Source organism: Escherichia sp. MOD1-EC7011 (genome assembly GCF_002965005.1).
GTDB classification, from domain to species: Bacteria; Pseudomonadota; Gammaproteobacteria; order Enterobacterales; family Enterobacteriaceae; genus Escherichia; species Escherichia ruysiae.
In genome coordinates this window covers 1-23,488 of record NZ_PTRD01000002.1, presented here as the reverse complement: position 1 = coordinate 23,488, position 23,488 = coordinate 1, and the positions used below count along the sequence as shown (strand labels likewise).

Below are 23,488 nucleotides of genomic sequence, written 5' to 3'. Positions count from 1 at the left end.
GGTAACGCTATGTTAACGGTGTAGCTATCAGAATACGGAAGGCGCGAAGATGAAAAACACCGAACTGGAACAACGGATTAACGAGAAACTGAACAGCGCGGCGATAAGTGATTACGCGCCGAATGGTTTGCAGGTGGAAGGCAAAGAGACGGTGCAAAAAATTGTTACCGGTGTCACCGCCAGCCAGGCGCTGCTCGATGAAGCGGTGCGTCTGGGCGCGGATGCGGTCATTGTGCATCATGGCTATTTCTGGAAAGGCGAATCGCCGGTAATTCGCGGCATGAAGCGTAACCGTTTAAAAACCTTGCTGGCGAATGATATCAACCTGTATGGCTGGCATCTGCCACTGGACGCACATCCGGAGCTGGGTAATAACGCACAACTGGCGGCGTTACTGGGGATCACGGTCATGGGCGAAATTGAGCCGTTGGTGCCGTGGGGCGAACTGACCATGCCTGTGCCGGGGCTGGAACTGGCTTCCTGGATTGAAGCGCGTCTGGGACGCAAGCCGTTGTGGTGTGGCGATACCGGACCTGATGTAGTGAAACGCGTCGCCTGGTGCACGGGCGGCGGGCAAAGTTTTATCGATAGCGCCGCGCGTTTTGGCGTGGATGCTTTTATTACTGGCGAAGTTTCTGAACAGACCATTCATTCAGCCCGCGAGCAGGGATTGCATTTTTATGCTGCGGGTCACCATGCCACTGAACGCGGTGGTATTCGCGCATTGAGCGAGTGGCTGAATGAAAATACCGATCTTGATGTGACCTTTATTGATATTCCTAATCCTGCATAACGAATAATCAGAGGGATCGAAAGTGCAACGAGCGCGTTGTTATCTGATAGGTGAAACGGCGGTAGTGCTGGAACTGGAACCGCCAGTGACGCTGGCTAGCCAGAAACGGATCTGGCGACTGGCGCAGCGTCTGGTGGATATGCCGAATGTGGTGGAAGCCATTCCCGGCATGAACAATATCACGGTGATTTTGCGCAATCCTGAGTCGCTGGCGCTGGATGCCATTGAGCGTTTGCAACGCTGGTGGGAGGAGAGTGAGGCGCTGGAACCGGAGTCACGCCATATCGAAATCCCGGTGGTTTACGGCGGCGCTGGCGGGCCGGATTTGGCGGTGGTCGCGGCGCATTGTGGGTTGAGCGAGAAACAGGTTGTTGAATTGCACTCCTCCGTGGAATACGTGGTCTGGTTTTTAGGTTTTCAACCGGGCTTCCCGTATCTCGGGAGCTTGCCGGAACAACTACACACGCCACGGCGCGCTGAACCGCGCTTGCTCGTTCCGGCAGGTTCTGTCGGGATCGGCGGGCCGCAGACCGGTGTTTATCCGCTGGCAACGCCGGGTGGCTGGCAGTTGATTGGTCATACCTCACTCAGCCTGTTTGATCCGGCGCGTGACGAACCCATCTTATTACGTCCTGGAGATAGCGTGCGCTTTGTACCCCAGAAGGAGGGAGTATGCTGAAGATTATTCGTGCGGGCATGTATACCACTGTGCAGGATGGCGGTCGCCACGGTTTTCGCCAGTCGGGTATCAGCCATTGCGGCGCACTGGATATACCCGCGCTGCGCATTGCTAATCTGCTGGTGGGGAATGATGCCAACGCTCCCGCACTGGAAATTACGCTCGGTCAGTTAACGGTTGAATTTGAACGCGATGGTTGGTTTGCCCTGACCGGAGCAGGTTGTGAAGCGCGGCTGGATGATAACGCCGTCTGGACCGGCTGGCGCTTGCCGATGAAAGCAGGCCAGCGTTTAACCCTTAAACGTCCGCAACATGGCGTTCGTAGCTATCTGGCGGTGGCGGGCGGTATTGATGTCCCGCCAGTGATGGGGTCATGCAGTACCGATCTCAAAGTGGGGATTGGCGGGCTGGAAGGGCGTTTACTAAAGGATGGTGACCGACTCCCGATTGGCAAAGCGAAGCGGGATTTTATGGAAGCACAGGGCGTTAAACAGCTACTGTGGGGCAACCGCATTCGCGCCTTGCCGGGGCCGGAATATCATGAGTTCGATCGCGCCTCGCAGGATGCATTCTGGCGTTCGCCCTGGCAACTTAGCCCGCAAAGCAACCGGATGGGCTATCGCTTGCAGGGGCAAATCTTAAAACGCACCACCGATCGTGAACTGTTATCTCACGGTTTGCTGCCGGGCGTGGTGCAGGTGCCGCATAACGGGCAGCCCATTGTGCTAATGAACGACGCGCAAACCACCGGCGGTTACCCGCGCATTGCCTGCATTATTGAAGCCGACATGTATCATCTGGCGCAAATCCCACTCGGACAGCCCATTCATTTTGTCCAGTGTTCACTGGAAGAGGCACTAAAAGCGCGGCAAGATCAGCAACGTTATTTCGAACAATTAGCGTGGCGGCTGCACAATGAAAATTGACCTGAACGCCGATCTGGGCGAAGGCTGTGCCAGTGACGCTGAACTGTTAACGCTGGTTTCCTCAGCCAATATTGCCTGTGGATTTCATGCAGGCGACGCGCAAACCATGCAGGCTTGCGTGCGTGAAGCAATAAAAAATGGCGTAGCGATTGGCGCGCACCCGAGTTTTCCCGACAGGGAAAATTTTGGTCGTAGCGCCATGCAACTGCCGCCGGAAATGGTTTATGCCCAGACGCTGTATCAAATTGGCGCGCTGGCAGCGATTGTCCGTGCAGAAGGTGGTGTGATGCGCCACGTCAAACCGCACGGTATGTTGTATAACCAGGCGGCGAAAGACGCACAACTGGCAGATGCCATCGCCAGAGCGGTATACGCTTGCGATCCGGCATTGATTCTTGTCGGGCTGGCGGGAAGCGAGCTGATCCGTGCAGGCAAGCGTAATGGCCTGACAACGCGCGAGGAAGTGTTTGCCGATCGCGGTTATCAGGCTGACGGCTCGCTGGTGCCGCGAAGCCAGCCAGGCGCGTTGATTGAAAACGAAGAACAGGCGCTGGCGCAGACGCTGGAGATGGTGCAACACGGCAGAGTCAAAAGTATCACCGGCGAATGGGCGAAGGTCACGGCGCAAACGGTCTGCCTGCATGGCGACGGCGAGCACGCACTGGCGTTCGCCCGCCGACTACGCGCTACATTTACCAAAAAGGGGATTGTTGTCGCAGCATAATCCCGCTGAACAAAGAACGAAAAAAGGATATCACCATGCCTGAAGGCCCGGAGATCCGCCGTGCAGCGGATAACCTGGAGGCGGCGATCAAAGGCAAACTACTAACTGATGTCTGGTTTGCCTTCCCGCAGTTAAAACCGTATCAATCACAACTTATTGGTCAACACGTCACCCATGTGGAAACTCGTGGTAAGGCGTTGTTAACTCATTTTTCTGATGGTTTAACGCTCTATAGCCATAATCAGCTTTACGGCGTGTGGCGCGTGGTTGATACCGGCGAAGAGCCGCAGACCACGCGGGTGCTGCGGGTAAAACTGCAAACGGCTGACAAAACCATTCTGCTTTATAGCGCCTCGGATATTGAGATGTTGACCCCGGAACAACTGACCACACATCCGTTTTTACAACGCGTTGGCCCCGATGTGCTGGATCCGAATCTGACGCCGGAGGTGGTGAAAGAACGGTTATTATCGGCGCGCTTTCGTAATCGGCAGTTTGCTGGATTACTGCTCGATCAGGCGTTTCTGGCAGGGCTTGGCAATTATTTGCGGGTGGAGATCCTCTGGCAGGTCGGGTTGACCGGAAGTCATAAAGCGAAAGATCTCAATGTGGCGCAACTGGATGCACTCGCGCACGCGCTACTGGATATTCCGCGTCTTTCTTACGCTACGCGGGGGCAGGTGGATGAGAATAAACATCATGGGGCGCTGTTTCGCTTTAAAGTTTTTCATCGTGATGGCGAGAAGTGCGAACGCTGTGGCGGCATCATTGAGAAAACCACGTTGTCATCGCGCCCGTTTTACTGGTGTCCAGGCTGCCAGCACTAGGCCGACCGCTTTGGCGCATAAGTTGAAATAAACCGTGCAATGGCAGGCCCCGTCAGCAATATACTGAACAAGCGCAGGGTTTGCATCGCCATGATGAACGCCATATCGGCATTGCTCCCTGCGGCGATGACCGCCACCGTATCAAGCCCGCCGGGGCTGGTGGCGAGATAGGCGGTCATAAAATCAATATGCATAAACCGGGTCAGCCCCCACGCCATACCCGCACAAATAGCCAGCAGAGCAAAAATCGACAGCAGGATTTGCGGTAGTGGGCGCAATGCCCGCAGTAATATTTGTTTATCGAAACCAAGACCAATCCGCCAGCCAATTGCCATATACGCCATCGCCAGCAGCCATTCTGGTAGTTCGATGGTGATGAGCTGACCAGACTGGAGCACTGCGCCCGCCAGCATCGGGATGAGCATCGTGCCGGAAGGAAGACGTAGCAGGCATCCCACTGTACCGGCAACCACTGCGAGCAAAATCGTAAGCATGAGATTAATGCTCACTGGCGGGAACCAGATGATCTGTTGATTAACCGCTTCAGCGTTATCGCCCAGCATCATCCGCGTAACCAGAACTGCCGCACCTGCGACAAACAGTACCCGCAGATATTGCATAAACGCCACCAAGCGGATATCTGCGCCGTAATCCTGCGCCATAGCGACCATTGCCGATGCGCCGCCGGGGGAGGAACCCCATGCACCGGTATTCCCAGGCAGTGAGCTATAGCGCACCAATAACCAGCCCACGATGGCGCTGGAAAGCAGCGTCACCAGTAAAATAGATAACACGATCGGCCAGTTAACGGCCAGGGTGGTGAGAATCGAACCAGTGAGGTTTTGCGCAATCATGCAGCCAAGAATGGCCTGCGCAGCAAGAAAAGCGGAGCGAGGGAGTTGCAGAGTTATTCCGCGCATACTGAAGATGATCCCGGCGATCATCGGCCCAAGTAATAGTGCTGCCGGGAGATGTACCGCGAGGAAGCCAATAGAAAGGAGAAGTGATAGTACACATAACATTCCCCACTGCAAAACTGGCATCCTTCGCTCCTTCATTATTATCTCTTTGGTGTATCGATACAGCATAAAGAAAGCCGGGTCTGGAAAAAATAACGGTAATCAAGGAAAAGGAGGAAATGAGTAATTATCTGAATGCGATACCTTTCTCGACTGAAAAGGGCATCATCTCGATTCAGTTGTAGTTAATCTTAAAAAGCACCACAGTATCGAAGGGACCAGCCTCGATGGGGGTGCCTGGTATGGATGACAATTCGGCGGTAAAGTTTTTTTCATAAACTAACATGTCGCTGGTGAAATCGGCATATTCGCTGTATTTATTGAAGGTATAGGGCGAGGCGTTTTCGTCCAGTAAACGTAGTTTAAGTCCATTACCAATCAACAATGCTTTATCTTCTTCAACCAACGTTTCTTCGGTATAAAACGAGGAACTGACTTTAAATCCGTCGGTGCACTGGTCATTTTGTGATTTTGTCGTCTTAATACTAAAATTTTTCGACATCGTGTGGCGGCGAATATCCAGGACGTTAAATTTACCAAAATCAATCACCTGTGTTTCAGGCGAAATAGAAAAGTTAACGCTGCAATCCAGTACACGAATGTTTTCCAGACCGGTAATGTGATATTTCAGGTTTTGGGCAGAAGGATCTTCATTAACACTGCCAGCGCCATCGAATTGCACCACAATATAGTCGCTCAGCGTACTTTGATAATCATGCGGCGGCATTTCACGAACTTTAACATAGAGCCGCATACGAGCGAGAAATGTACGCGACATATGAATATTGTTGGAATCGCCGGAACAAATCTTATTTTGCCACCCCATAGCAATGATCTGCTCTGGTGTGTAGATATCAATTTTCTTGCTGTCGATACACTGGTTGGTGTCGATTCGACTTTTCCCGAGACTGGCATCGTAATCAACGCCGTTATATGTTACGCCAAGTTGATAATAGCGATCCTGCATTCCGGGGTAGGGGTTTACCCAGGCATAAACATGCTCGCTTTCAAAGTTGCCGTTAGTATTGTTGTCACAATAGACGGGAATTTTAATATCGTCAGATTCCCAGATTTTATCGCCAGGTTTAGCATTGCCCGGCACAGCAAAGGGTTGAATAGCTTCTGATTTTTCTACAGATCCGCCAGATGAGCCAAAATAGCAGTTCAGCGCCAGCGCAGACTTCAACGGCAGAAATAACAGACAGATAACGAACAACAATCCCTTGCCAGCACTCATTTCTTCGCCTCCACCGCCTGTAAACGACATTGTCCGTTACAGTTCAGAGTATTCATCCGTAATGCGCCGTAATCATCCATGTAACCCAGGTAAAATTGATTACCGTTATAGCTTCCTGTATGAGTTGTGACGGTGCTAAAAGGGGCAATCATCACCGATTTAAAACCGGGGATCACACCTTTATCATTTTGCCCAAGATAGGCAATCGTCAGGTAATAGGCGGTAGGGTTTTTCAGGGTAAGTTCGTTGCCCTTCTGGCTAACCTGTAACTGTAACTCTATGTGTTCACCTGTTTTCTTGCGCAATGCCGCAGGTCGCCAGAACAACTTAATACGGCTTTGGATCGCGACCTGAAGTATCGCATGGTCGCTGCTTTTATCCGGCGCTGGCGGAATTTCGCGCATGTTATAGTAGAACAACGTTTCACGATCGCTGGGCAATTGTGTGGTTGACGCTTGCTTTACAATCCGCACCTGCGATGTTGCTTTTGGTTCCAGGCGCTGTATTGGTGGCAGGGCGACCAGAAGATCGTCGCTTTTCTCCCCTTTATCATTTTCTATCCAGGAATATGCAAGGTAAGGCAATTTGTCACTCTGGTTTTCTATGCGCAGGCTGGTGGCTTTGTCGTTGGCGTTAAACACAACTCGTGTGCGATCGGGTTGCACTGCAGCGTTGCTACCCAGGCTGACAGCTAACAGAATCAGGGGCAATCCTTTAATAAATGTCATTCTCTTTTCCTTAATTAATGACAAGGTAAAATCAGGCGTTTGGTCGTGTCTTCCAGACGTTCTGGCAGATGAATAATGCAACTTTGTTTATCGCCCCAAAGCACGGTAAATTGCTGGTTTTCAGCTACTCCGCCAAGCCAGGCATGGCCTTCCTCGCTAACCATACCGACACTGATTCCACTGCCATTCTGCTGAATATTGGCACCGAGAGGGGGATAGTGACCGCTGGCGTCGCGAATAATAATGTTAACGTCTTTACCAGAACGGGAAGCCAGCGATTTGTAACCAATAGCGCCTTCAATCCACGTTTCTTTGATGATATTTTCAGCAACCGTTACGCCATCAGGTAAATCATTCATGTTGACTGCCACGGTGGAAGGTTGGTAACTGGAAATTAGCGGCACTACCGCAATACCAAAATGGTTGGTGTAGTCGAGATTACCCTGAACCGGAATATTTGCCACGCCGTCGGTGCTGACCATCAGCCGAGGCTCATTGGTTGAACTGCGGCGATGGAAGACTGCGCCATATTGAGTGGCGGTAAAGGAACCGCTCCAGCTACTGCTGACAGAGCTGTAATCATTGGCGGCATAAGTGCCAGACAAATCCCATTCGCCGGCTGAACTCAGGTGTTGATAGTTACCACTCACCTGGGCGCCATTGTCAGGACGGTCGGATTGCAGCCCGGCAGACATGCCCCAGCTATTACGTTCATCCAGCGTATCGTTCCACGACATGCGGTGCGTGGTGCTGTTACTACTGTTTTGCATGTCATAGCCGACTCGACCACCGTTACCGACAGGTAATGAAATCGACAGGTAAATCTGGTTGTCGCGATCTTTGTCTTCGTAGTGGGTTGTGTTGAATGACGTCGAGATCGATATATCTTTCCAGTCACCGATATCAATATTAAAACCTGCCGTTATGTTGGCGGTCGTGGAGGTATTTGCGTTCCACCAGGTCTGATGTAACAGGTTGGCGTACAGGTTGAGGTTCAGAGGGGTTATCGGTTGGCCTACTGATAAGCTGATCGTCTGTTTTTCGTCTTGTGCATCGTTGTCGTTGTATTTGTGATCCAGATAGTTGGCGTAGCTGTGAAAATGACGATCGGAGAAGCGATAAGCAGCGAGTGAAATCGTACTATTTGTGGCGTCCACTTGTTTGCTGTAATTGAAACGGTAGCTTAAGCCCCGCTCGTCCTGCTGGGTATCAAATTGGCTACTGGCCCAGGTGACATCAAATGACAACGCCCCCAGCCAGAGCATATTTTGCCCGATGCCTATTGCGCCAGAATGGTAGTCATCTCCGGAGAGTAGCAAACCGCCATATAACGAGGTATTCGAGAGCATCCCCCAGGATATTTCATTACTAAAAAAGGTTTCATTTTCAGTTTGATGAGACATTGAGGTTCGCGGCTGACCAACAGCAAGTTTATAGCGAACCTGACCCTGGCGCGTCAGGAAGGGTGTCGAGGCGGCCGAAACCTGAAAGTTGTTCACCCGTCCATCGTCTTCCGTCACTTTGACATCCAGCGTACCCTGGACAGACTGATTGATGTCATCAATGATAAACGGGCCTGGCGGGACTTTTTTCTGATAAATAACTCGCCCCGAATGACTTACGGTGACAGTGGCGTTGGTTTGCGCGATACCGCTGATTTGTGGGGCGTAACCGCGCAATTCCCAGGGCAACATCCGGTCATCGCTGGTCAGTGCCGCACCGGTATAAGAAAAACCGTCGAAAATATTGGAACTAAAATCAGTTTCGCCCAGGGTTAATTTCGAACCTAATTGCGGTAGTGGGCGAAAAAGATAAGTACGTGATATTCCGCCGCTCTGGTCATGGGCATCGTCGCTTTCGGAGCGGCTCAGCTGGTAATCGCTGCGTAAGCGCCATGCACCCATGTTAATACCGGCAGTACCGTAAGCGTTCAGGTTGGTGTTGCTGCTACTGCCCTGTGGACGGTAGTTGCTGGCAAACAGGTTGTAATCCATCAGGACGCCGGCTACACCTTCTTTCCATGTTGATGGCGGCATCCAGTTTTCTGAGTGCCATGCCAGCCACGCTTGCGGAATGGTGATATTGAGTTGCTGATTGGCTTGATCGAAATTGAAGAGTATTTCTGGATGCGAACTAAAATCAACACACTGATTTATCTGTACTAATGATTGACGGAAGTCTGGTTTTAAACCAAATTTATCCACCAGTGATTTATCGATGCACGGAATGGTTTTATCACCGCTTTTTTGCCAGCTAATTTTTTGCCCGTTACTTATTGGGTTATTATTAACGGTAATGCTAACAAAATATTCACCGGGGGCAATCACCCCTTTGTCTTTTAATAATGAAATATCAATGCTATCACGCATCGATTTGTCGAGGACGCTCAGGTTAAATTCGACCGCCAGCGCGGACGGCATTACCATCGTGAGGTAGGAAATAAAAGAAAGTCGATAAATATTCACGGTGTCCATACCTGATAAATATCTGCAGAAAGGCGGCTACGTCGCCGCCATAATTATTCTTATTTATAATCCAGAACGTAGGTCGCGTTAGCGGTTACGGCACCGGCAGTGACATTGACTGCATTGTCAATTTGTTCCATCCAGGCAAAGAAGTTCAGCGTTTGTTCTGTTGAGCTTGCATCCAGGTCGAGGTCTGGCGCAGCTGTACCCAATACGATGTTTGTGTCATTTTTGTCCATCAGTCTTACGCCGACACCTGTTGCTTCGCCAGCACTGGTATTGCTCAACAGAGGTGTTGCCCCCGTCGTTTTAGCCGAACCGTCGAAGGTTACGGCAACTTTGGATATTGGCGAACCGCTACCATTATCAGAACCTGGCAGGTCACAGTTTATTAAGCGAATGTCGACGGCCACTTTATTGCTGTGATGATCCCGGTTTATATGGGTTGTCGTGACTTGTCCAAGGTCAATATTTTTATCAACATCATCTGGATGAATGTCACAAGGTGCTTCAATAATTTCACCTTTAAAGTGAATTTCACCAGAGCCTTCGTCTGCGGCATAAACAGGAGCAGTGAACAACAGAGATACGGCCAATGCGGCCAATGTTTTTTGTCCTTTAAACATAACAGAATCCTTTAAGGAAATAGAAAAATAGTATAGCTCTACCAGATTATCTGATTTTGCGTGTGGATTGTTTTTAGTTTTGCTTAAAAATATATTTGGTTTTATTAAATGCAAATGCAATTGATTGGTGTTGTGAATTAATTAAGGCGTAGAAAATAGAAGTGAATTATGGATATGCATAATATTCAGTGGATTATAAACAGGATGGAGAGATCAATTATTTTTATGAAGATATTGCATTGACTGCTATTTGAACTGGTTGTTTTTTATTTGGCGTCCGGTTTTTGATTTTATTTTTACAATTTTTTATGCTTAAACCAACAAAAAATAACCCGCCATATAAATGGCGGGCTAAATTATTTGCTGCTCAGTAATCACCGATTAACGTTTGATATCGCTTTTAAAGTCACGTTTTTCATAGCCAGTATACAGCTGACGCGGACGGGCAATTTTCATGCCGTCACTGTGCATTTCGCTCCAGTGGGCGATCCAGCCAACGGTACGTGCCATTGCGAAAATGACGGTGAACATGGAAGACGGAATACCCATCGCTTTCAGGATGATACCGGAGTAGAAATCGACGTTCGGGTACAGTTTTTTCTCGATAAAGTACGGGTCGTTCAGCGCGATGTTTTCCAGCTCCATTGCCACTTCCAGCAGGTCATCTTTGGTGCCCAGCTCTTTCAGGACTTCATGGCAGGTTTCACGCATTACGGTGGCGCGCGGGTCGTAATTTTTGTACACGCGGTGACCGAAGCCCATCAGGCGGAAAGAGTCATTCTTATCTTTCGCACGACGAACAAATTCCGGAATGTGTTTAACGGAGCTGATTTCTTCCAGCATTTTTAGCGCAGCTTCGTTAGCACCACCGTGAGCCGGCCCCCACAGCGAAGCAATACCTGCTGCGATACAAGCAAACGGGTTCGCACCCGAAGAACCAGCGGTACGCACGGTGGAAGTCGAGGCGTTCTGTTCGTGGTCAGCGTGCAGGATCAGAATACGATCCATTGCACGTTCCAGAATTGGATTAACTTCATACGGTTCGCACGGGGTGGAGAACATCATGTGCAGGAAGTTTCCGGCGTAGGAAAGGTCATTGCGCGGGTAAACAAATGGCTGACCGATGGAGTATTTGTAACACATCGCTGCCATGGTCGGCATTTTCGACAGCAGACGGAACGCGGCGATTTCACGATGACGCGGATTATTGACGTCAAGTGAATCGTGATAAAACGCTGCCAGCGCGCCGGTGATACCGCACATGACCGCCATCGGATGAGAGTCGCGACGGAAGGCGTGGAACAGACGGGTAATCTGTTCGTGGATCATCGTATGACGGGTAACGGTAGTTTTAAACTCGTCATACTGTTCCTGGGTCGGTTTTTCACCATTCAGCAGAATGTAACAGACTTCCAGGTAGTTAGAATCGGTCGCCAGCTGATCGATCGGGAAACCTCGATGCAGCAAAATACCTTCATCACCATCAATAAAAGTAATTTTAGATTCGCAGGATGCGGTTGAAGTGAAGCCTGGATCAAAGGTGAATACACCTTTTGAACCGAGAGTACGGATATCAATAACATCTTGACCCAGCGTGCCTTTCAGCACATCCAGTTCAACAGCTGTATCCCCGTTGAGGGTGAGTTTTGCTTTTATATCAGCCATTTAAGGTCTCCTTAGCGCCTTATTGCGTAAGACTGCCGGAACTTAAATTTGCCTTCGCACATCAACCTGGCTTTACCCGTTTGTTATTTGGCTCGCCGCTCTGCGAAAGAGGGGAAGACCTGGGTACAGAGCTCTGGGCGCTTGCAGGTAAAGGATTCATTGATGACGAATAAACGGCGAATCAAGCACTTAGCAATCCGAATTATTAAACCTGTCTATCACTAATAACTGTCCTGGATGGATTGGTCAATACTTCCACACTGTTACATAAGTTAATCTTAGGTGAAATAGTGACCCCATAACTTTTACGCATTATATGCTTTTCCTGATGATGTTTGTAACAACTTTGTTGAATGATTGTCAAATGAGATGGTTAAAAATTAAATAAATGTTGTTATCGTGACTTAGATCACTGTTCTGGATAAAACCCGACAAAGCATATGTAGGTTAATTGTAATGATTTTGTGAACAGCCTATACTGCCGCCAGGTCTCCGGAACACCCTGCAATCCCGAGCCACCCAGCGTTGTAACGTGTCGTTTTCGCATCTGGAAGCAGTGTTTTGCATGACGCGCAGTTATAGAAAGGACGCTGTCTGACCCGCAAGCAGACCGGAGGAAGGAAATCCCGACGTCTCCAGGTAACAGAAAGTTATCCTCTGTACCCGTAGTCCCCAGGGAATAATAAGAACAGCATGTGGGCGTTATTCATGATAAGAAATGTGAAAAAACAAAGACCTGTTAATCTGGACCTACAGACCATCCGGTTCCCCGTCACGGCGATAGCGTCCATTCTCCATCGCGTTTCCGGTGTGATCACCTTCGTTGCAGTAGGCATCCTGCTGTGGCTTCTGGGTACTAGCCTCTCTTCCCCTGAGGGTTTCGAGCAAGCTTCCGCCATTATGGGCAGCTTCTTCGTCAAATTTATCATGTGGGGCATCCTTACCGCTCTGGCGTATCACGTCGTCGTAGGTATTCGCCACATGATGATGGATTTTGGCTATCTGGAAGAAACATTCGAAGCGGGTAAACGCTCCGCCAAAATCTCCTTTGTCATTACTGTCGTGCTTTCAATTCTTGCAGGAGTCCTCGTATGGTAAGCAACGCCTCCGCATTAGGACGCAATGGCGTACATGATTTCATCCTCGTTCGCGCTACTGCTATCGTCCTGACGCTCTACATCATTTATATGGTCGGTTTTTTCGCTACCAGTGGCGAACTGACATATGAAGTCTGGATCGGTTTCTTTGCCTCTGCGTTCACTAAAGTGTTCACCCTGCTGGCTCTGTTTTCCATCTTGATCCATGCCTGGATCGGCATGTGGCAGGTGTTGACCGACTACGTTAAACCGCTGGCTTTGCGCCTGATGCTGCAACTGGTGATTGTCGTTGCACTGGTGGTTTACGTGATTTATGGATTCGTTGTGGTGTGGGGTGTGTGATGAAATTGCCAGTCAGAGAATTTGATGCAGTTGTGATTGGTGCCGGCGGCGCAGGTATGCGCGCGGCGCTGCAAATTTCCCAGAGCGGCCAGACCTGTGCGCTGCTCTCTAAAGTCTTCCCGACCCGTTCCCATACCGTTTCGGCGCAGGGCGGCATTACCGTTGCGCTGGGTAATACCCATGAAGATAACTGGGAATGGCATATGTACGACACCGTAAAAGGGTCGGACTATATCGGTGACCAGGACGCGATTGAATATATGTGTAAAACCGGGCCGGAAGCGATTCTGGAACTGGAACACATGGGACTGCCGTTCTCGCGCCTTGATGATGGTCGTATCTATCAACGTCCGTTTGGCGGTCAGTCGAAAAACTTCGGCGGCGAGCAGGCGGCACGTACAGCGGCAGCGGCTGACCGTACCGGTCACGCACTGTTGCACACCCTTTATCAGCAGAACCTGAAAAACCACACCACCATTTTCTCCGAGTGGTATGCGCTGGATCTGGTGAAAAACCAGGATGGCGCAGTGGTCGGTTGTACCGCACTGTGCATCGAAACTGGTGAAGTGGTTTACTTCAAAGCTCGTGCTACCGTGCTGGCGACTGGCGGGGCAGGGCGTATTTATCAGTCCACCACTAACGCCCACATTAACACCGGCGACGGCGTCGGCATGGCTATCCGTGCAGGCGTACCGGTGCAGGATATGGAAATGTGGCAGTTCCACCCGACGGGTATTGCCGGTGCGGGCGTACTGGTCACCGAGGGTTGCCGTGGTGAAGGCGGTTATCTGCTGAACAAACATGGCGAACGCTTTATGGAGCGTTATGCGCCGAACGCCAAAGACCTGGCGGGGCGTGATGTGGTGGCGCGTTCCATCATGATCGAAATTCGTGAAGGTCGTGGCTGTGATGGCCCGTGGGGACCACACGCAAAACTGAAACTCGACCACCTGGGTAAAGAAGTTCTCGAATCCCGTCTGCCGGGCATTCTTGAACTCTCCCGTACCTTCGCTCACGTCGATCCGGTGAAAGAGCCGATTCCGGTTATCCCAACCTGTCACTACATGATGGGCGGTATTCCGACCAAAGTGACCGGGCAGGCGCTGACGGTGAACGAGAAGGGCGAAGATGTGGTGATCCCTGGCCTGTTCGCGGTGGGTGAAATTGCTTGCGTATCGGTACACGGCGCTAACCGTCTTGGCGGCAACTCGCTGCTGGACCTGGTGGTCTTTGGTCGTGCGGCAGGTCTGCATCTGCAAGAGTCTATCGCCGAGCAGGGCGCACTGCGTGATGCCAGCGAGTCTGATGTCGAAGCTTCTCTGGAGCGCCTGAACCGCTGGAACACCAACCGTAACGGTGAAGACCCGGTGGCGATTCGTAAAGCACTGCAAGAATGTATGCAGCATAACTTCTCGGTCTTCCGTGAAGGTGATGCGATGGCGAAAGGGCTTGAGCAGTTGAAAGTGATCCGCGAGCGTCTGAAAAATGCCCGTCTGGATGACACCTCCAGCGAGTTCAACACCCAGCGCGTTGAATGCCTGGAACTGGATAACCTGATGGAAACGGCGTATGCAACGGCTGTTTCTGCCAACTTCCGTACCGAAAGCCGTGGCGCGCATAGCCGCTTCGACTTCCCGGAGCGTGATGATGAAAACTGGCTGTGTCACTCCCTGTATCTGCCAGAGTCGGAATCCATGACGCGACGTAGCGTCAACATGGAACCGAAACTGCGCCCGGCATTCCCGCCGAAGATTCGTACTTACTAATGCGGAGACAGGAAAATGAGACTCGAGTTTTCAATTTATCGCTATAACCCGGATGTTGATGATGCTCCGCGTATGCAGGATTACACCCTGGAAGCGGAAGAAGGTCGCGACATGATGCTGCTGGATGCGCTTATCCAGCTGAAAGAGAAAGATCCCAGCCTGTCGTTCCGTCGCTCCTGCCGTGAAGGTGTGTGTGGTTCCGACGGTCTGAACATGAACGGCAAGAATGGTCTGGCCTGTATTACCCCGATTTCGGCACTCAACCAGCCGGGCAAGAAGATTGTAATTCGTCCGTTGCCAGGTTTACCGGTGATCCGCGATTTGGTGGTAGACATGGGACAATTCTATGCGCAATATGAGAAAATTAAGCCTTACTTGTTGAATAATGGACAAAATCTACCAGCTCGTGAGCATTTACAAATGCCCGAGCAACGTGAAAAACTCGACGGGCTGTATGAATGTATTCTCTGCGCATGTTGTTCAACCTCTTGTCCGTCTTTCTGGTGGAATCCCGATAAGTTTATCGGTCCTGCAGGCTTGTTAGCGGCGTATCGTTTCCTGATTGATAGCCGTGATACCGAGACTGACAGCCGCCTTGACGGTTTGAGTGATGCATTCAGTGTATTCCGCTGTCACAGCATCATGAACTGCGTCAGTGTATGTCCGAAAGGGCTGAACCCGACGCGCGCCATCGGTCATATCAAGTCGATGTTGTTGCAACGTAATGCGTAATGTCCTGGCCTGATGGCCAAGGCAAAAATGTGCACGAACGGTTCCCTCGCCCCTTTGGGGAGAGGGTTAGGGTGAGGGGAAAAGGTCAGCGCCGGTGCGGACAATGACCCTCACCCCGACCCTCTCCCTGGAAGGGCGAGGGGGAAAATCGAGCCTGCGTTAACAATTAAGCAGGTTTGTTAGAAACCGTAGGCCTGATAAGACGCGCAAGCGTCGCATCAGGCAACCAGCGCCGGATGCGGCGTGAATGCCTTATCCGGTCTACAAAAGAAATGCAGGAAATCTTTAAAAACTGCCCCTGACACTAAGACAGTTTTTAAAGGTTCCTTAGCGGACGCAGAAAATACGACAAGTCCGCAACAAGTGAACCCCGGCACGCACATCACTGTGCGTGGTAGTATCCACGGCGAAGTAAGCATAAAAAAGATGCTTAAGGGATCACGATGCAGAACAGCGCTTTGAAAGCCTGGTTGGACTCTTCTTACCTCTCTGGCGCAAACCAGAGCTGGATAGAACAGCTCTATGAAGACTTCTTAACCGATCCTGACTCGGTTGACGCTAACTGGCGTTCGACGTTCCAGCAGTTACCTGGTACGGGAGTCAAACCGGATCAATTCCACTCTCAAACGCGTGAATATTTCCGCCGCCTGGCGAAAGACGCTTCACGTTACTCTTCAACGATCTCCGACCCTGACACCAATGTGAAGCAGGTTAAAGTCCTGCAGCTTATTAACGCATACCGCTTCCGTGGTCACCAACATGCGAATCTCGATCCGCTGGGACTGTGGCAGCAAGATAAGGTGGCCGATCTGGATCCGTCTTTCCACGATCTGACCGAAGCAGACTTCCAGGAGACCTTCAACGTCGGTTCATTTGCCAGCGGCAAAGAGACCATGAAACTCGGCGAGCTGCTGGAAGCCCTGAAGCAAACCTACTGCGGCCCGATTGGCGCCGAGTATATGCACATTACCAGCACCGAAGAAAAACGCTGGATCCAACAGCGTATCGAGTCTGGTCGCGCGACGTTCAATAGCGAAGAGAAAAAACGCTTCTTAAGCGAACTGACCGCCGCTGAAGGCCTTGAACGTTACCTTGGCGCAAAATTCCCTGGCGCAAAACGCTTCTCGCTGGAAGGCGGCGACGCGTTAATCCCGATGCTTAAAGAGATGATCCGCCACGCTGGCAACAGCGGCACCCGTGAAGTGGTTCTCGGGATGGCGCACCGTGGTCGTCTGAACGTGCTGGTGAACGTGCTGGGTAAAAAACCGCAAGACTTGTTCGACGAGTTTGCCGGTAAACATAAAGAACACCTCGGCACGGGTGACGTGAAATACCACATGGGCTTCTCGTCTGACTTCCAGACCGATGGCGGCCTGGTGCACCTGGCGCTGGCGTTTAACCCGTCTCACCTTGAGATTGTAAGCCCGGTAGTTATCGGTTCTGTTCGTGCCCGTCTTGACAGACTTGATGAGCCGAGCAGCAACAAAGTGCTGCCAATCACCATCCACGGTGACGCCGCAGTGACCGGGCAGGGCGTGGTTCAGGAAACCCTGAACATGTCGAAGGCGCGTGGTTATGAAGTTGGCGGTACGGTACGTATCGTTATCAACAACCAGGTTGGCTTCACCACCTCTAACCCGCTGGATGCCCGTTCTACGCCGTACTGTACGGATATCGGCAAGATGGTTCAGGCACCGATTTTCCACGTTAACGCGGACGATCCGGAAGCCGTTGCCTTTGTGACCCGTCTGGCGCTCGATTTCCGTAACACCTTTAAACGTGATGTCTTCATCGACCTGGTGTGCTACCGCCGTCACGGCCACAACGAAGCCGACGAGCCGAGTGCAACTCAGCCGCTGATGTATCAGAAAATCAAAAAACATCCAACGCCGCGCAAAATCTACGCTGACAAGCTGGAGCAGGAAAAAGTGGCAACGCTGGAAGATGCCACCGAAATGGTTAACCTGTACCGCGATGCGCTGGATGCGGGTGATTGCGTGGTGGCAGAGTGGCGTCCGATGAACATGCACTCCTTCACCTGGTCGCCGTACCTCAACCACGAATGGGACGAAGAGTACCCGAATAAAGTTGAGATGAAGCGCCTGCAGGAGTTGGCTAAACGCATCAGTACGGTGCCAGAAGCCATTGAAATGCAGTCTCGTGTTGCCAAGATTTATGGCGACCGTCAGGCAATGGCGGCTGGTGAAAAACTGTTCGACTGGGGCGGCGCGGAAAACCTCGCTTACGCCACACTGGTTGATGAAGGCATTCCGGTTCGCCTGTCGGGTGAAGACTCTGGTCGCGGTACGTTCTTCCACCGCCACGCGGTGATCCACAACCAGTCCAACGGTTCAACTTACACGCCACTGCAACATATCCATAATGGTCAGGGCGCGTTCCGCGTCTGGGACTCCGTACTGTCTGAAGAAGCAGTGCTGGCGTTTGAATACGGTTATGCCACCGCAGAACCACGCACTCTGACCATCTGGGAAGCGCAGTTCGGTGACTTCGCCAACGGTGCACAGGTGGTTATCGACCAGTTCATCTCCTCTGGCGAACAGAAATGGGGTCGGATGTGTGGCCTGGTGATGTTGCTGCCGCACGGTTACGAAGGGCAGGGGCCGGAGCACTCCTCCGCGCGTCTGGAACGTTATCTGCAACTTTGTGCTGAGCAAAACATGCAGGTGTGCGTACCGTCTACTCCGGCACAGGTTTACCACATGCTGCGTCGTCAGGCGCTGCGCGGGATGCGTCGTCCGCTGGTCGTGATGTCGCCGAAATCGCTGCTGCGCCATCCGCTGGCGGTCTCCAGCCTCGAAGAACTGGCGAACGGCACCTTCCTGCCAGCCATCGGTGAAATCGACGAGCTTGATCCGAAGGGCGTGAAGCGCGTAGTGATGTGTTCTGGTAAGGTTTATTACGACCTGTTGGAACAACGCCGTAAGAATAATCAACACGATGTCGCCATTGTGCGTATCGAGCAACTCTACCCGTTCCCGCATAAAGCGATGCAGGAAGTGTTGCAGCAGTTTGCTCACGTCAAGGATTTTGTCTGGTGCCAGGAAGAGCCGCTCAACCAGGGCGCATGGTACTGCAGCCAGCATCATTTCCGCGAAGTGATTCCGTTTGGGGCTTCTCTGCGTTATGCAGGCCGCCCGGCCTCCGCCTCTCCGGCGGTAGGGTATATGTCCGTTCACCAGAAACAGCAACAAGATCTGGTTAATGACGCGCTGAACGTCGAATAAATAAAGGATACATAATGAGTAGCGTAGATATTCTGGTCCCTGACCTGCCTGAATCCGTAGCCGATGCCACCGTCGCAACCTGGCATAAAAAACCCGGCGACGCAGTCGTACGTGATGAAGTGCTGGTAGAAATCGAAACTGACAAAGTGGTACTGGAAGTACCGGCATCAGCAGACGGCATTCTGGATGCGGTTCTGGAAGATGAAGGTACAACCGTAACGTCTCGTCAGATCCTTGGTCGCCTGCGTGAAGGCAACAGCGCCGGTAAAGAAACCAGTGCCAAATCTGAAGAGAAAGCGTCCACTCCGGCGCAACGCCAGCAGGCGTCTCTGGAAGAGCAAAACAACGATGCGTTAAGCCCGGCGATCCGTCGTCTGCTGGCTGAACACAACCTCGACGCCAGCGCGATTAAAGGCACTGGTGTCGGTGGTCGTCTGACCCGTGAAGATGTGGAAAAACATCTGGCGAAAGCCCCGGCGAAAGAGTCTGCACCGGCAGTTGCTGCTCCGGCGGCGCAACCGGCACTGGCTGCACGTAGCGAAAAACGTGTACCAATGACTCGCCTGCGTAAGCGTGTGGCAGAGCGTCTGCTGGAAGCGAAAAACTCCACCGCCATGCTGACCACGTTCAACGAAGTCAACATGAAGCCGATTATGGATCTGCGTAAGCAGTACGGTGAAGCGTTTGAAAAACGCCACGGCATCCGTCTGGGCTTTATGTCCTTCTACGTGAAAGCGGTGGTTGAAGCCCTGAAACGTTACCCGGAAGTGAATGCGTCTATCGACGGCGATGACGTGGTTTACCACAACTATTTCGACGTCAGCATGGCGGTTTCTACACCGCGCGGTCTGGTGACGCCGGTTCTGCGTGATGTCGATACCCTCGGCATGGCAGATATCGAGAAGAAAATCAAAGAGTTGGCTGTTAAAGGCCGTGACGGTAAGCTGACGGTTGAAGATCTGACCGGTGGTAACTTCACCATCACCAACGGTGGTGTGTTCGGTTCCCTGATGTCTACGCCTATCATCAACCCGCCGCAGAGCGCAATTCTGGGTATGCACGCTATCAAAGATCGTCCGATGGCCGTGAATGGTCAGGTTGAGATCCTGCCGATGATGTACCTGGCGCTGTCCTACGATCACCGTCTGATCGATGGTCGCGAATCCGTAGGCTTCCTGGTAACCATCAAAGAGTTGCTGGAAGATCCGACGCGTCTGCTGCTGGACGTGTAGTAGTTTAAGCCTCACCTGCACTGTAGACCGGATAAGGGATCGCCCTCTTCGGCAATGGAAGCCTGATGCGACGCTAACGCGTCTTATCAGGCCTACGGGTGACCGACAATGCCCGGTAGCGATACGTCATACTCGGTCTACGGTTTAAAAGATAACGATTACTAAAGGATGGACAGAACACATGAACTTACATGAATACCAGGCAAAACAACTTTTTGCCCGCTATGGCTTACCGGCGCCAGTGGGTTATGCCTGTACTACTCCGCGCGAAGCAGAAGAAGCCGCTTCAAAAATCGGTGCTGGTCCGTGGGTAGTGAAATGTCAGGTTCACGCTGGTGGCCGTGGTAAAGCGGGCGGTGTGAAAGTTGTAAACAGCAAAGAAGATATCCGTGCTTTTGCAGAAAACTGGCTGGGTAAACGTCTGGTAACGTATCAAACAGACGCCAATGGCCAACCGGTTAACCAGATTCTGGTTGAAGCAGCGACCGATATCGCTAAAGAGCTGTATCTCGGTGCTGTTGTTGACCGTAGTTCCCGTCGCGTGGTCTTTATGGCCTCCACCGAAGGCGGCGTGGAAATCGAAAAAGTGGCGGAAGAAACCCCGCACCTGATCCACAAAGTTGCGCTTGATCCGCTGACTGGCCCGATGCCGTATCAGGGACGCGAGCTGGCGTTCAAACTGGGTCTGGAAGGTAAACTGGTTCAGCAGTTCACCAAAATCTTCATGGGTCTGGCGACCATTTTCCTTGAGCGCGACCTGGCGCTTATCGAAATCAACCCGCTGGTTATTACCAAACAGGGCGATCTTGTCTGCCTCGACGGCAAACTGGGCGCTGACGGTAACGCACTGTTCCGCCAGCCTGATCTGCGTGAAATGCGCGACCAGTCGCAGGAAGATCCGCGTGAAGCGCAGGCTGCTCAGTGGGAACTGAACTATGTTGCGCTGGACGGTAACATCGGTTGTATGGTTAACGGCGCAGGTCTGGCGATGGGTACGATGGACATCGTTAAACTGCACGGCGGCGAACCGGCTAACTTCCTGGACGTTGGCGGCGGCGCAACCAAAGAACGCGTAACCGAAGCGTTCAAAATCATCCTCTCTGACGACAAAGTGAAAGCCGTTCTGGTTAACATCTTCGGCGGTATCGTTCGTTGCGACCTGATCGCTGACGGTATCATCGGCGCGGTAGCGGAAGTGGGTGTTAACGTACCGGTTGTGGTACGTCTGGAAGGTAACAACGCCGAACTCGGCGCGAAGAAACTGGCTGACAGCGGCCTGAATATTATTGCAGCAAAAGGTCTGACGGATGCAGCTCAGCAGGTTGTTGCCGCAGTGGAGGGGAAATAATGTCCATTTTAATTGATAAAAACACTAAGGTTATCTGCCAGGGCTTTACCGGTAGCCAGGGGACTTTCCACTCTGAACAGGCCATTGCATACGGCACTAAAATGGTTGGCGGCGTAACCCCAGGTAAAGGCGGTACTACCCACCTCGGCCTGCCGGTGTTCAACACCGTGCGTGAAGCTGTTGCTGCTACTGGCGCTACCGCTTCTGTTATCTATGTACCAGCGCCGTTCTGCAAAGACTCCATTCTGGAAGCTATCGATGCAGGCATCAAACTGATTATCACCATCACTGAAGGCATCCCGACGCTGGATATGCTGACTGTGAAAGTGAAACTGGATGAAGCGGGCGTTCGTATGATTGGCCCGAACTGCCCGGGCGTAATCACTCCGGGTGAATGCAAAATCGGTATTCAGCCGGGTCACATTCACAAACCGGGTAAAGTGGGTATCGTTTCCCGTTCCGGTACACTGACCTATGAAGCGGTTAAACAGACCACGGATTACGGTTTCGGTCAGTCTACCTGTGTCGGTATCGGCGGCGATCCGATCCCTGGCTCTAACTTTATCGACATTCTCGAAATGTTCGAAAAAGATCCGCAGACTGAAGCGATCGTGATGATCGGTGAGATCGGCGGTAGCGCCGAAGAAGAAGCGGCTGCGTACATCAAAGAGCACGTCACCAAGCCAGTTGTTGGTTACATTGCCGGTGTGACTGCGCCGAAAGGCAAACGTATGGGTCATGCTGGCGCTATCATTGCCGGTGGTAAAGGGACTGCGGATGAGAAATTCGCCGCTCTGGAAGCCGCAGGCGTGAAAACTGTTCGCAGCCTGGCTGATATCGGTGAGGCACTGAAAACTGTTCTGAAATAAATATCTGTAATAAGAAATAGCCCTCGCCGCTTCCCTCTACAGGAATGGCGAAGGGCTGTCGGTTTCGACATGGTTGGCCATCTTATGATGGCCTTTTTTGTTTTTATTCGGGCGCTAATCTGAAAAGCTTTCCCGCTGCTTTTTTTTCCCATCCCTTGCGCAATAATGCCCGGCGAAATATCTCTTCTCCATTCAGTAAAAGGATTTATACATGAAGACAATTATTCTGCCGGTTGCTCTGGCTCTGATGGGTATAAATGCGGACGCTTATGCCGCCGACGTATACATCGATATTTTAAGTGCAACGGTGAAAGATAAACGCATTGAGGGTGCATCGGTGACGCTGCAACGCAATGGCGCACAATCCGTTTCTGGCACTACAAATGCATCGGGCAGCGTTAGTCTGGGTTCTTCATTTGCTGATGATCAAGATGCGTTATTAATCGTCAAAAAAGACGGTTATTCCAATCTTTTAACGACACCACATTAGACGTCAGTGATTTAGCCACTGTGATAATGCCTGCGACGGGCTCTTCAACTCCGGCTCCACCTGCGATGCAAAACAGTGGAGATACTCAACTGGCAAGAAAATATAATCGTGAAGGCGAAGCTGTTTACAAAACCGGTCAACTTGAGCAAGCCATTCAACTCTTCCAGCAGGCTACGGAATTAGACGGCAACTACGGTCAGGCATTTAGTAACCTGGGTCTGGCTTATCAGAAAAATGGCAACATAGCAGAAGCGATTTGGGCAAATCGTAAAGCGATCTCGTTAGCCGGTGGAGCAAATGCGGCGACAACGCGCGCTAACTCCTATTATAACATTGCTAAAATTTATGAAATCGCAGGTCAGAACGCCGATGCCTTGCAGCATTATCAACTATCGTATGCGGAAAAAAATAAGCCCTCTTATGAAGAAGCTATCGCACGTGTAAAAGCAAAAATGTAAATCAGCTGTATTTTGAGGGCAACTGATGAAGCCCACTGTTTACGAACATTTTATTTTCCGGTTACACAGTTTCCTGATTTGACCTGCGTGAGAGGCGCAGGTTATTAATCATTTCAAACGTGAACTACGGTCGAAAATATTATTTCAGTATGAATTAATATATATTTTTTTGGGGCCTTATAAGTAGCTGGTGCTTCTTTACAATGCGATTGTATAAAAA

Annotated in this window: 20 protein-coding genes and 1 pseudogene; 14 read left to right on the top strand and 7 right to left on the bottom strand. The window is 51.3% G+C overall.

Features of this window, described 5'->3' with window-relative positions; translation table 11 throughout:
- Positions 1-49 precede the first annotated feature (49 nt).
- Genes ybgI through nei form a run of 5 tightly spaced genes read left to right on the top strand, consistent with a single transcriptional unit; the run spans position 50 to position 3,949 of the window.
- Positions 50-793 (top strand): radiation resistance protein YbgI, encoded by a 744-nt coding sequence (gene ybgI, locus A7098_RS01200; RefSeq protein ID WP_105280201.1) that lies wholly within the window; start codon positions 50-52, stop codon positions 791-793.
- Between the two features lie 22 nt (positions 794-815).
- A complete protein-coding gene (pxpB, locus tag A7098_RS01195) occupies positions 816-1,472 on the top strand; it encodes a 5-oxoprolinase subunit PxpB (RefSeq protein ID WP_001188352.1) in 657 nt (218 codons plus the stop codon).
- A complete protein-coding gene (pxpC, locus tag A7098_RS01190; protein ID WP_000912703.1) occupies positions 1,466-2,398 on the top strand; it encodes a 5-oxoprolinase subunit PxpC in 933 nt (310 codons plus the stop codon). Before pxpB ends, pxpC begins: the two co-directional genes overlap by 7 nt.
- Positions 2,388-3,122 (top strand): 5-oxoprolinase subunit PxpA, encoded by a 735-nt coding sequence (pxpA, locus tag A7098_RS01185; protein WP_000687119.1) that lies wholly within the window; start codon positions 2,388-2,390, stop codon positions 3,120-3,122. The genes pxpC and pxpA overlap by 11 nt, the downstream gene beginning before the upstream one ends.
- 35 nt (positions 3,123-3,157) lie before the next feature.
- Positions 3,158-3,949: an endonuclease VIII gene (nei, locus tag A7098_RS01180; RefSeq protein ID WP_032224959.1), complete on the top strand. Its 792-nt coding sequence runs from the start codon at positions 3,158-3,160 to the stop codon at positions 3,947-3,949.
- Here nei and A7098_RS01175 read toward each other — a convergent pair.
- The 7 genes from A7098_RS01175 to A7098_RS23615 form a co-directional block, all read right to left on the bottom strand.
- Positions 3,946-4,992: an AbrB family transcriptional regulator gene (locus tag A7098_RS01175; RefSeq protein WP_105280200.1), complete on the bottom strand. Its 1,047-nt coding sequence runs from the start codon at positions 4,990-4,992 to the stop codon at positions 3,946-3,948. The two genes, nei and A7098_RS01175, sit on opposite strands and share 4 nt — an antisense overlap.
- Positions 4,993-5,143: 151 nt before the next feature.
- Positions 5,144-6,205 carry a fimbrial protein gene (locus A7098_RS01170; protein WP_085460528.1) on the bottom strand — a complete coding sequence of 354 codons (1,062 nt, stop codon included), beginning with the start codon at positions 6,203-6,205 and terminating at the stop codon, positions 5,144-5,146.
- On the bottom strand, positions 6,202-6,933 hold the full coding sequence (locus A7098_RS01165; protein WP_032224961.1) for a molecular chaperone: 732 nt from the start codon (positions 6,931-6,933) through the stop codon (positions 6,202-6,204). Before A7098_RS01165 ends, A7098_RS01170 begins: the two co-directional genes overlap by 4 nt.
- Before the next feature lie 14 nt (positions 6,934-6,947).
- Positions 6,948-9,407, bottom strand: coding sequence for a fimbria/pilus outer membrane usher protein (locus A7098_RS01160; RefSeq protein WP_176251477.1), 2,460 nt, complete (start codon positions 9,405-9,407; stop codon positions 6,948-6,950).
- A gap of 50 nt (positions 9,408-9,457) precedes the next feature.
- Positions 9,458-10,024, bottom strand: a complete 567-nt coding sequence (locus tag A7098_RS01155) for a fimbrial protein (protein ID WP_000472409.1) — start codon at positions 10,022-10,024, stop codon at positions 9,458-9,460.
- Between the two features lie 381 nt (positions 10,025-10,405).
- The gene (gene gltA / locus A7098_RS01150; protein WP_105280199.1) at positions 10,406-11,689 is read right to left on the bottom strand and encodes a citrate synthase; all 1,284 of its coding nucleotides are present in this window, start codon (positions 11,687-11,689) and stop codon (positions 10,406-10,408) included.
- Between the two features lie 205 nt (positions 11,690-11,894).
- A complete protein-coding gene (locus tag A7098_RS23615) occupies positions 11,895-12,002 on the bottom strand; it encodes a hypothetical protein (RefSeq protein WP_122983127.1) in 108 nt (35 codons plus the stop codon).
- Between the two features lie 380 nt (positions 12,003-12,382).
- Here A7098_RS23615 and sdhC point away from each other — a divergent pair, with 380 nt between their 5' ends.
- From sdhC to A7098_RS01095, 9 genes and pseudogenes are all read left to right on the top strand, one after another.
- Positions 12,383-12,787: a succinate dehydrogenase cytochrome b556 subunit gene (gene sdhC / locus A7098_RS01135; RefSeq protein WP_000263354.1), complete on the top strand. Its 405-nt coding sequence runs from the start codon at positions 12,383-12,385 to the stop codon at positions 12,785-12,787.
- Complete coding sequence (gene sdhD / locus A7098_RS01130) at positions 12,781-13,128, top strand: succinate dehydrogenase membrane anchor subunit (protein WP_000254365.1); 348 nt, start codon at positions 12,781-12,783, stop codon at positions 13,126-13,128. The genes sdhC and sdhD overlap by 7 nt, the downstream gene beginning before the upstream one ends.
- On the top strand, positions 13,128-14,894 hold the full coding sequence (gene sdhA / locus A7098_RS01125; protein WP_105280197.1) for a succinate dehydrogenase flavoprotein subunit: 1,767 nt from the start codon (positions 13,128-13,130) through the stop codon (positions 14,892-14,894). The genes sdhD and sdhA overlap by 1 nt, the downstream gene beginning before the upstream one ends.
- A gap of 15 nt (positions 14,895-14,909) precedes the next feature.
- Positions 14,910-15,626 (top strand): succinate dehydrogenase iron-sulfur subunit SdhB, encoded by a 717-nt coding sequence (sdhB, locus tag A7098_RS01120; protein WP_001235258.1) that lies wholly within the window; start codon positions 14,910-14,912, stop codon positions 15,624-15,626.
- Between the two features lie 443 nt (positions 15,627-16,069).
- Positions 16,070-18,871 (top strand): 2-oxoglutarate dehydrogenase E1 component, encoded by a 2,802-nt coding sequence (sucA, locus tag A7098_RS01115; protein WP_001181468.1) that lies wholly within the window; start codon positions 16,070-16,072, stop codon positions 18,869-18,871.
- 14 nt (positions 18,872-18,885) lie between these two features.
- Positions 18,886-20,103 (top strand): 2-oxoglutarate dehydrogenase complex dihydrolipoyllysine-residue succinyltransferase, encoded by a 1,218-nt coding sequence (gene odhB / locus A7098_RS01110; protein ID WP_032224967.1) that lies wholly within the window; start codon positions 18,886-18,888, stop codon positions 20,101-20,103.
- A gap of 181 nt (positions 20,104-20,284) precedes the next feature.
- On the top strand, positions 20,285-21,451 hold the full coding sequence (gene sucC / locus A7098_RS01105) for an ADP-forming succinate--CoA ligase subunit beta (protein WP_001048608.1): 1,167 nt from the start codon (positions 20,285-20,287) through the stop codon (positions 21,449-21,451).
- Positions 21,451-22,320 (top strand): succinate--CoA ligase subunit alpha, encoded by an 870-nt coding sequence (gene sucD / locus A7098_RS01100; RefSeq protein WP_000025458.1) that lies wholly within the window; start codon positions 21,451-21,453, stop codon positions 22,318-22,320. The genes sucC and sucD overlap by 1 nt, the downstream gene beginning before the upstream one ends.
- A 247-nt stretch (positions 22,321-22,567) precedes the next feature.
- A pseudogene (locus A7098_RS01095) lies at positions 22,568-23,268 on the top strand (tetratricopeptide repeat protein).
- The last annotated feature ends 220 nt before the right edge of the window (positions 23,269-23,488 follow it).

Coding starts and splice junctions, on each gene's coding strand:
- ybgI (WP_105280201.1), top strand. CDS start 50: ATGAAAAACACCGAACTGGAACAACGGATTAACGAGAAACTGAACAGC.
- pxpC (WP_000912703.1), top strand. CDS start 1,466: ATGCTGAAGATTATTCGTGCGGGCATGTATACCACTGTGCAGGATGGC.
- pxpA (WP_000687119.1), top strand. CDS start 2,388: ATGAAAATTGACCTGAACGCCGATCTGGGCGAAGGCTGTGCCAGTGAC.
- nei (WP_032224959.1), top strand. CDS start 3,158: ATGCCTGAAGGCCCGGAGATCCGCCGTGCAGCGGATAACCTGGAGGCG.
- A7098_RS01175 (WP_105280200.1), bottom strand. CDS start 4,992: ATGCCAGTTTTGCAGTGGGGAATGTTATGTGTACTATCACTTCTCCTT.
- A7098_RS01170 (WP_085460528.1), bottom strand. CDS start 6,205: ATGAGTGCTGGCAAGGGATTGTTGTTCGTTATCTGTCTGTTATTTCTG.
- A7098_RS01165 (WP_032224961.1), bottom strand. CDS start 6,933: ATGACATTTATTAAAGGATTGCCCCTGATTCTGTTAGCTGTCAGCCTG.
- A7098_RS01160 (WP_176251477.1), bottom strand. CDS start 9,407: ATGGACACCGTGAATATTTATCGACTTTCTTTTATTTCCTACCTCACG.
- A7098_RS01155 (WP_000472409.1), bottom strand. CDS start 10,024: ATGTTTAAAGGACAAAAAACATTGGCCGCATTGGCCGTATCTCTGTTG.
- gltA (WP_105280199.1), bottom strand. CDS start 11,689: ATGGCTGATATAAAAGCAAAACTCACCCTCAACGGGGATACAGCTGTT.
- A7098_RS23615 (WP_122983127.1), bottom strand. CDS start 12,002: ATGCGTAAAAGTTATGGGGTCACTATTTCACCTAAGATTAACTTATGT.
- sdhC (WP_000263354.1), top strand. CDS start 12,383: ATGTGGGCGTTATTCATGATAAGAAATGTGAAAAAACAAAGACCTGTT.
- sdhD (WP_000254365.1), top strand. CDS start 12,781: ATGGTAAGCAACGCCTCCGCATTAGGACGCAATGGCGTACATGATTTC.
- sdhA (WP_105280197.1), top strand. CDS start 13,128: ATGAAATTGCCAGTCAGAGAATTTGATGCAGTTGTGATTGGTGCCGGC.
- sdhB (WP_001235258.1), top strand. CDS start 14,910: ATGAGACTCGAGTTTTCAATTTATCGCTATAACCCGGATGTTGATGAT.
- sucA (WP_001181468.1), top strand. CDS start 16,070: ATGCAGAACAGCGCTTTGAAAGCCTGGTTGGACTCTTCTTACCTCTCT.
- odhB (WP_032224967.1), top strand. CDS start 18,886: ATGAGTAGCGTAGATATTCTGGTCCCTGACCTGCCTGAATCCGTAGCC.
- sucC (WP_001048608.1), top strand. CDS start 20,285: ATGAACTTACATGAATACCAGGCAAAACAACTTTTTGCCCGCTATGGC.
- sucD (WP_000025458.1), top strand. CDS start 21,451: ATGTCCATTTTAATTGATAAAAACACTAAGGTTATCTGCCAGGGCTTT.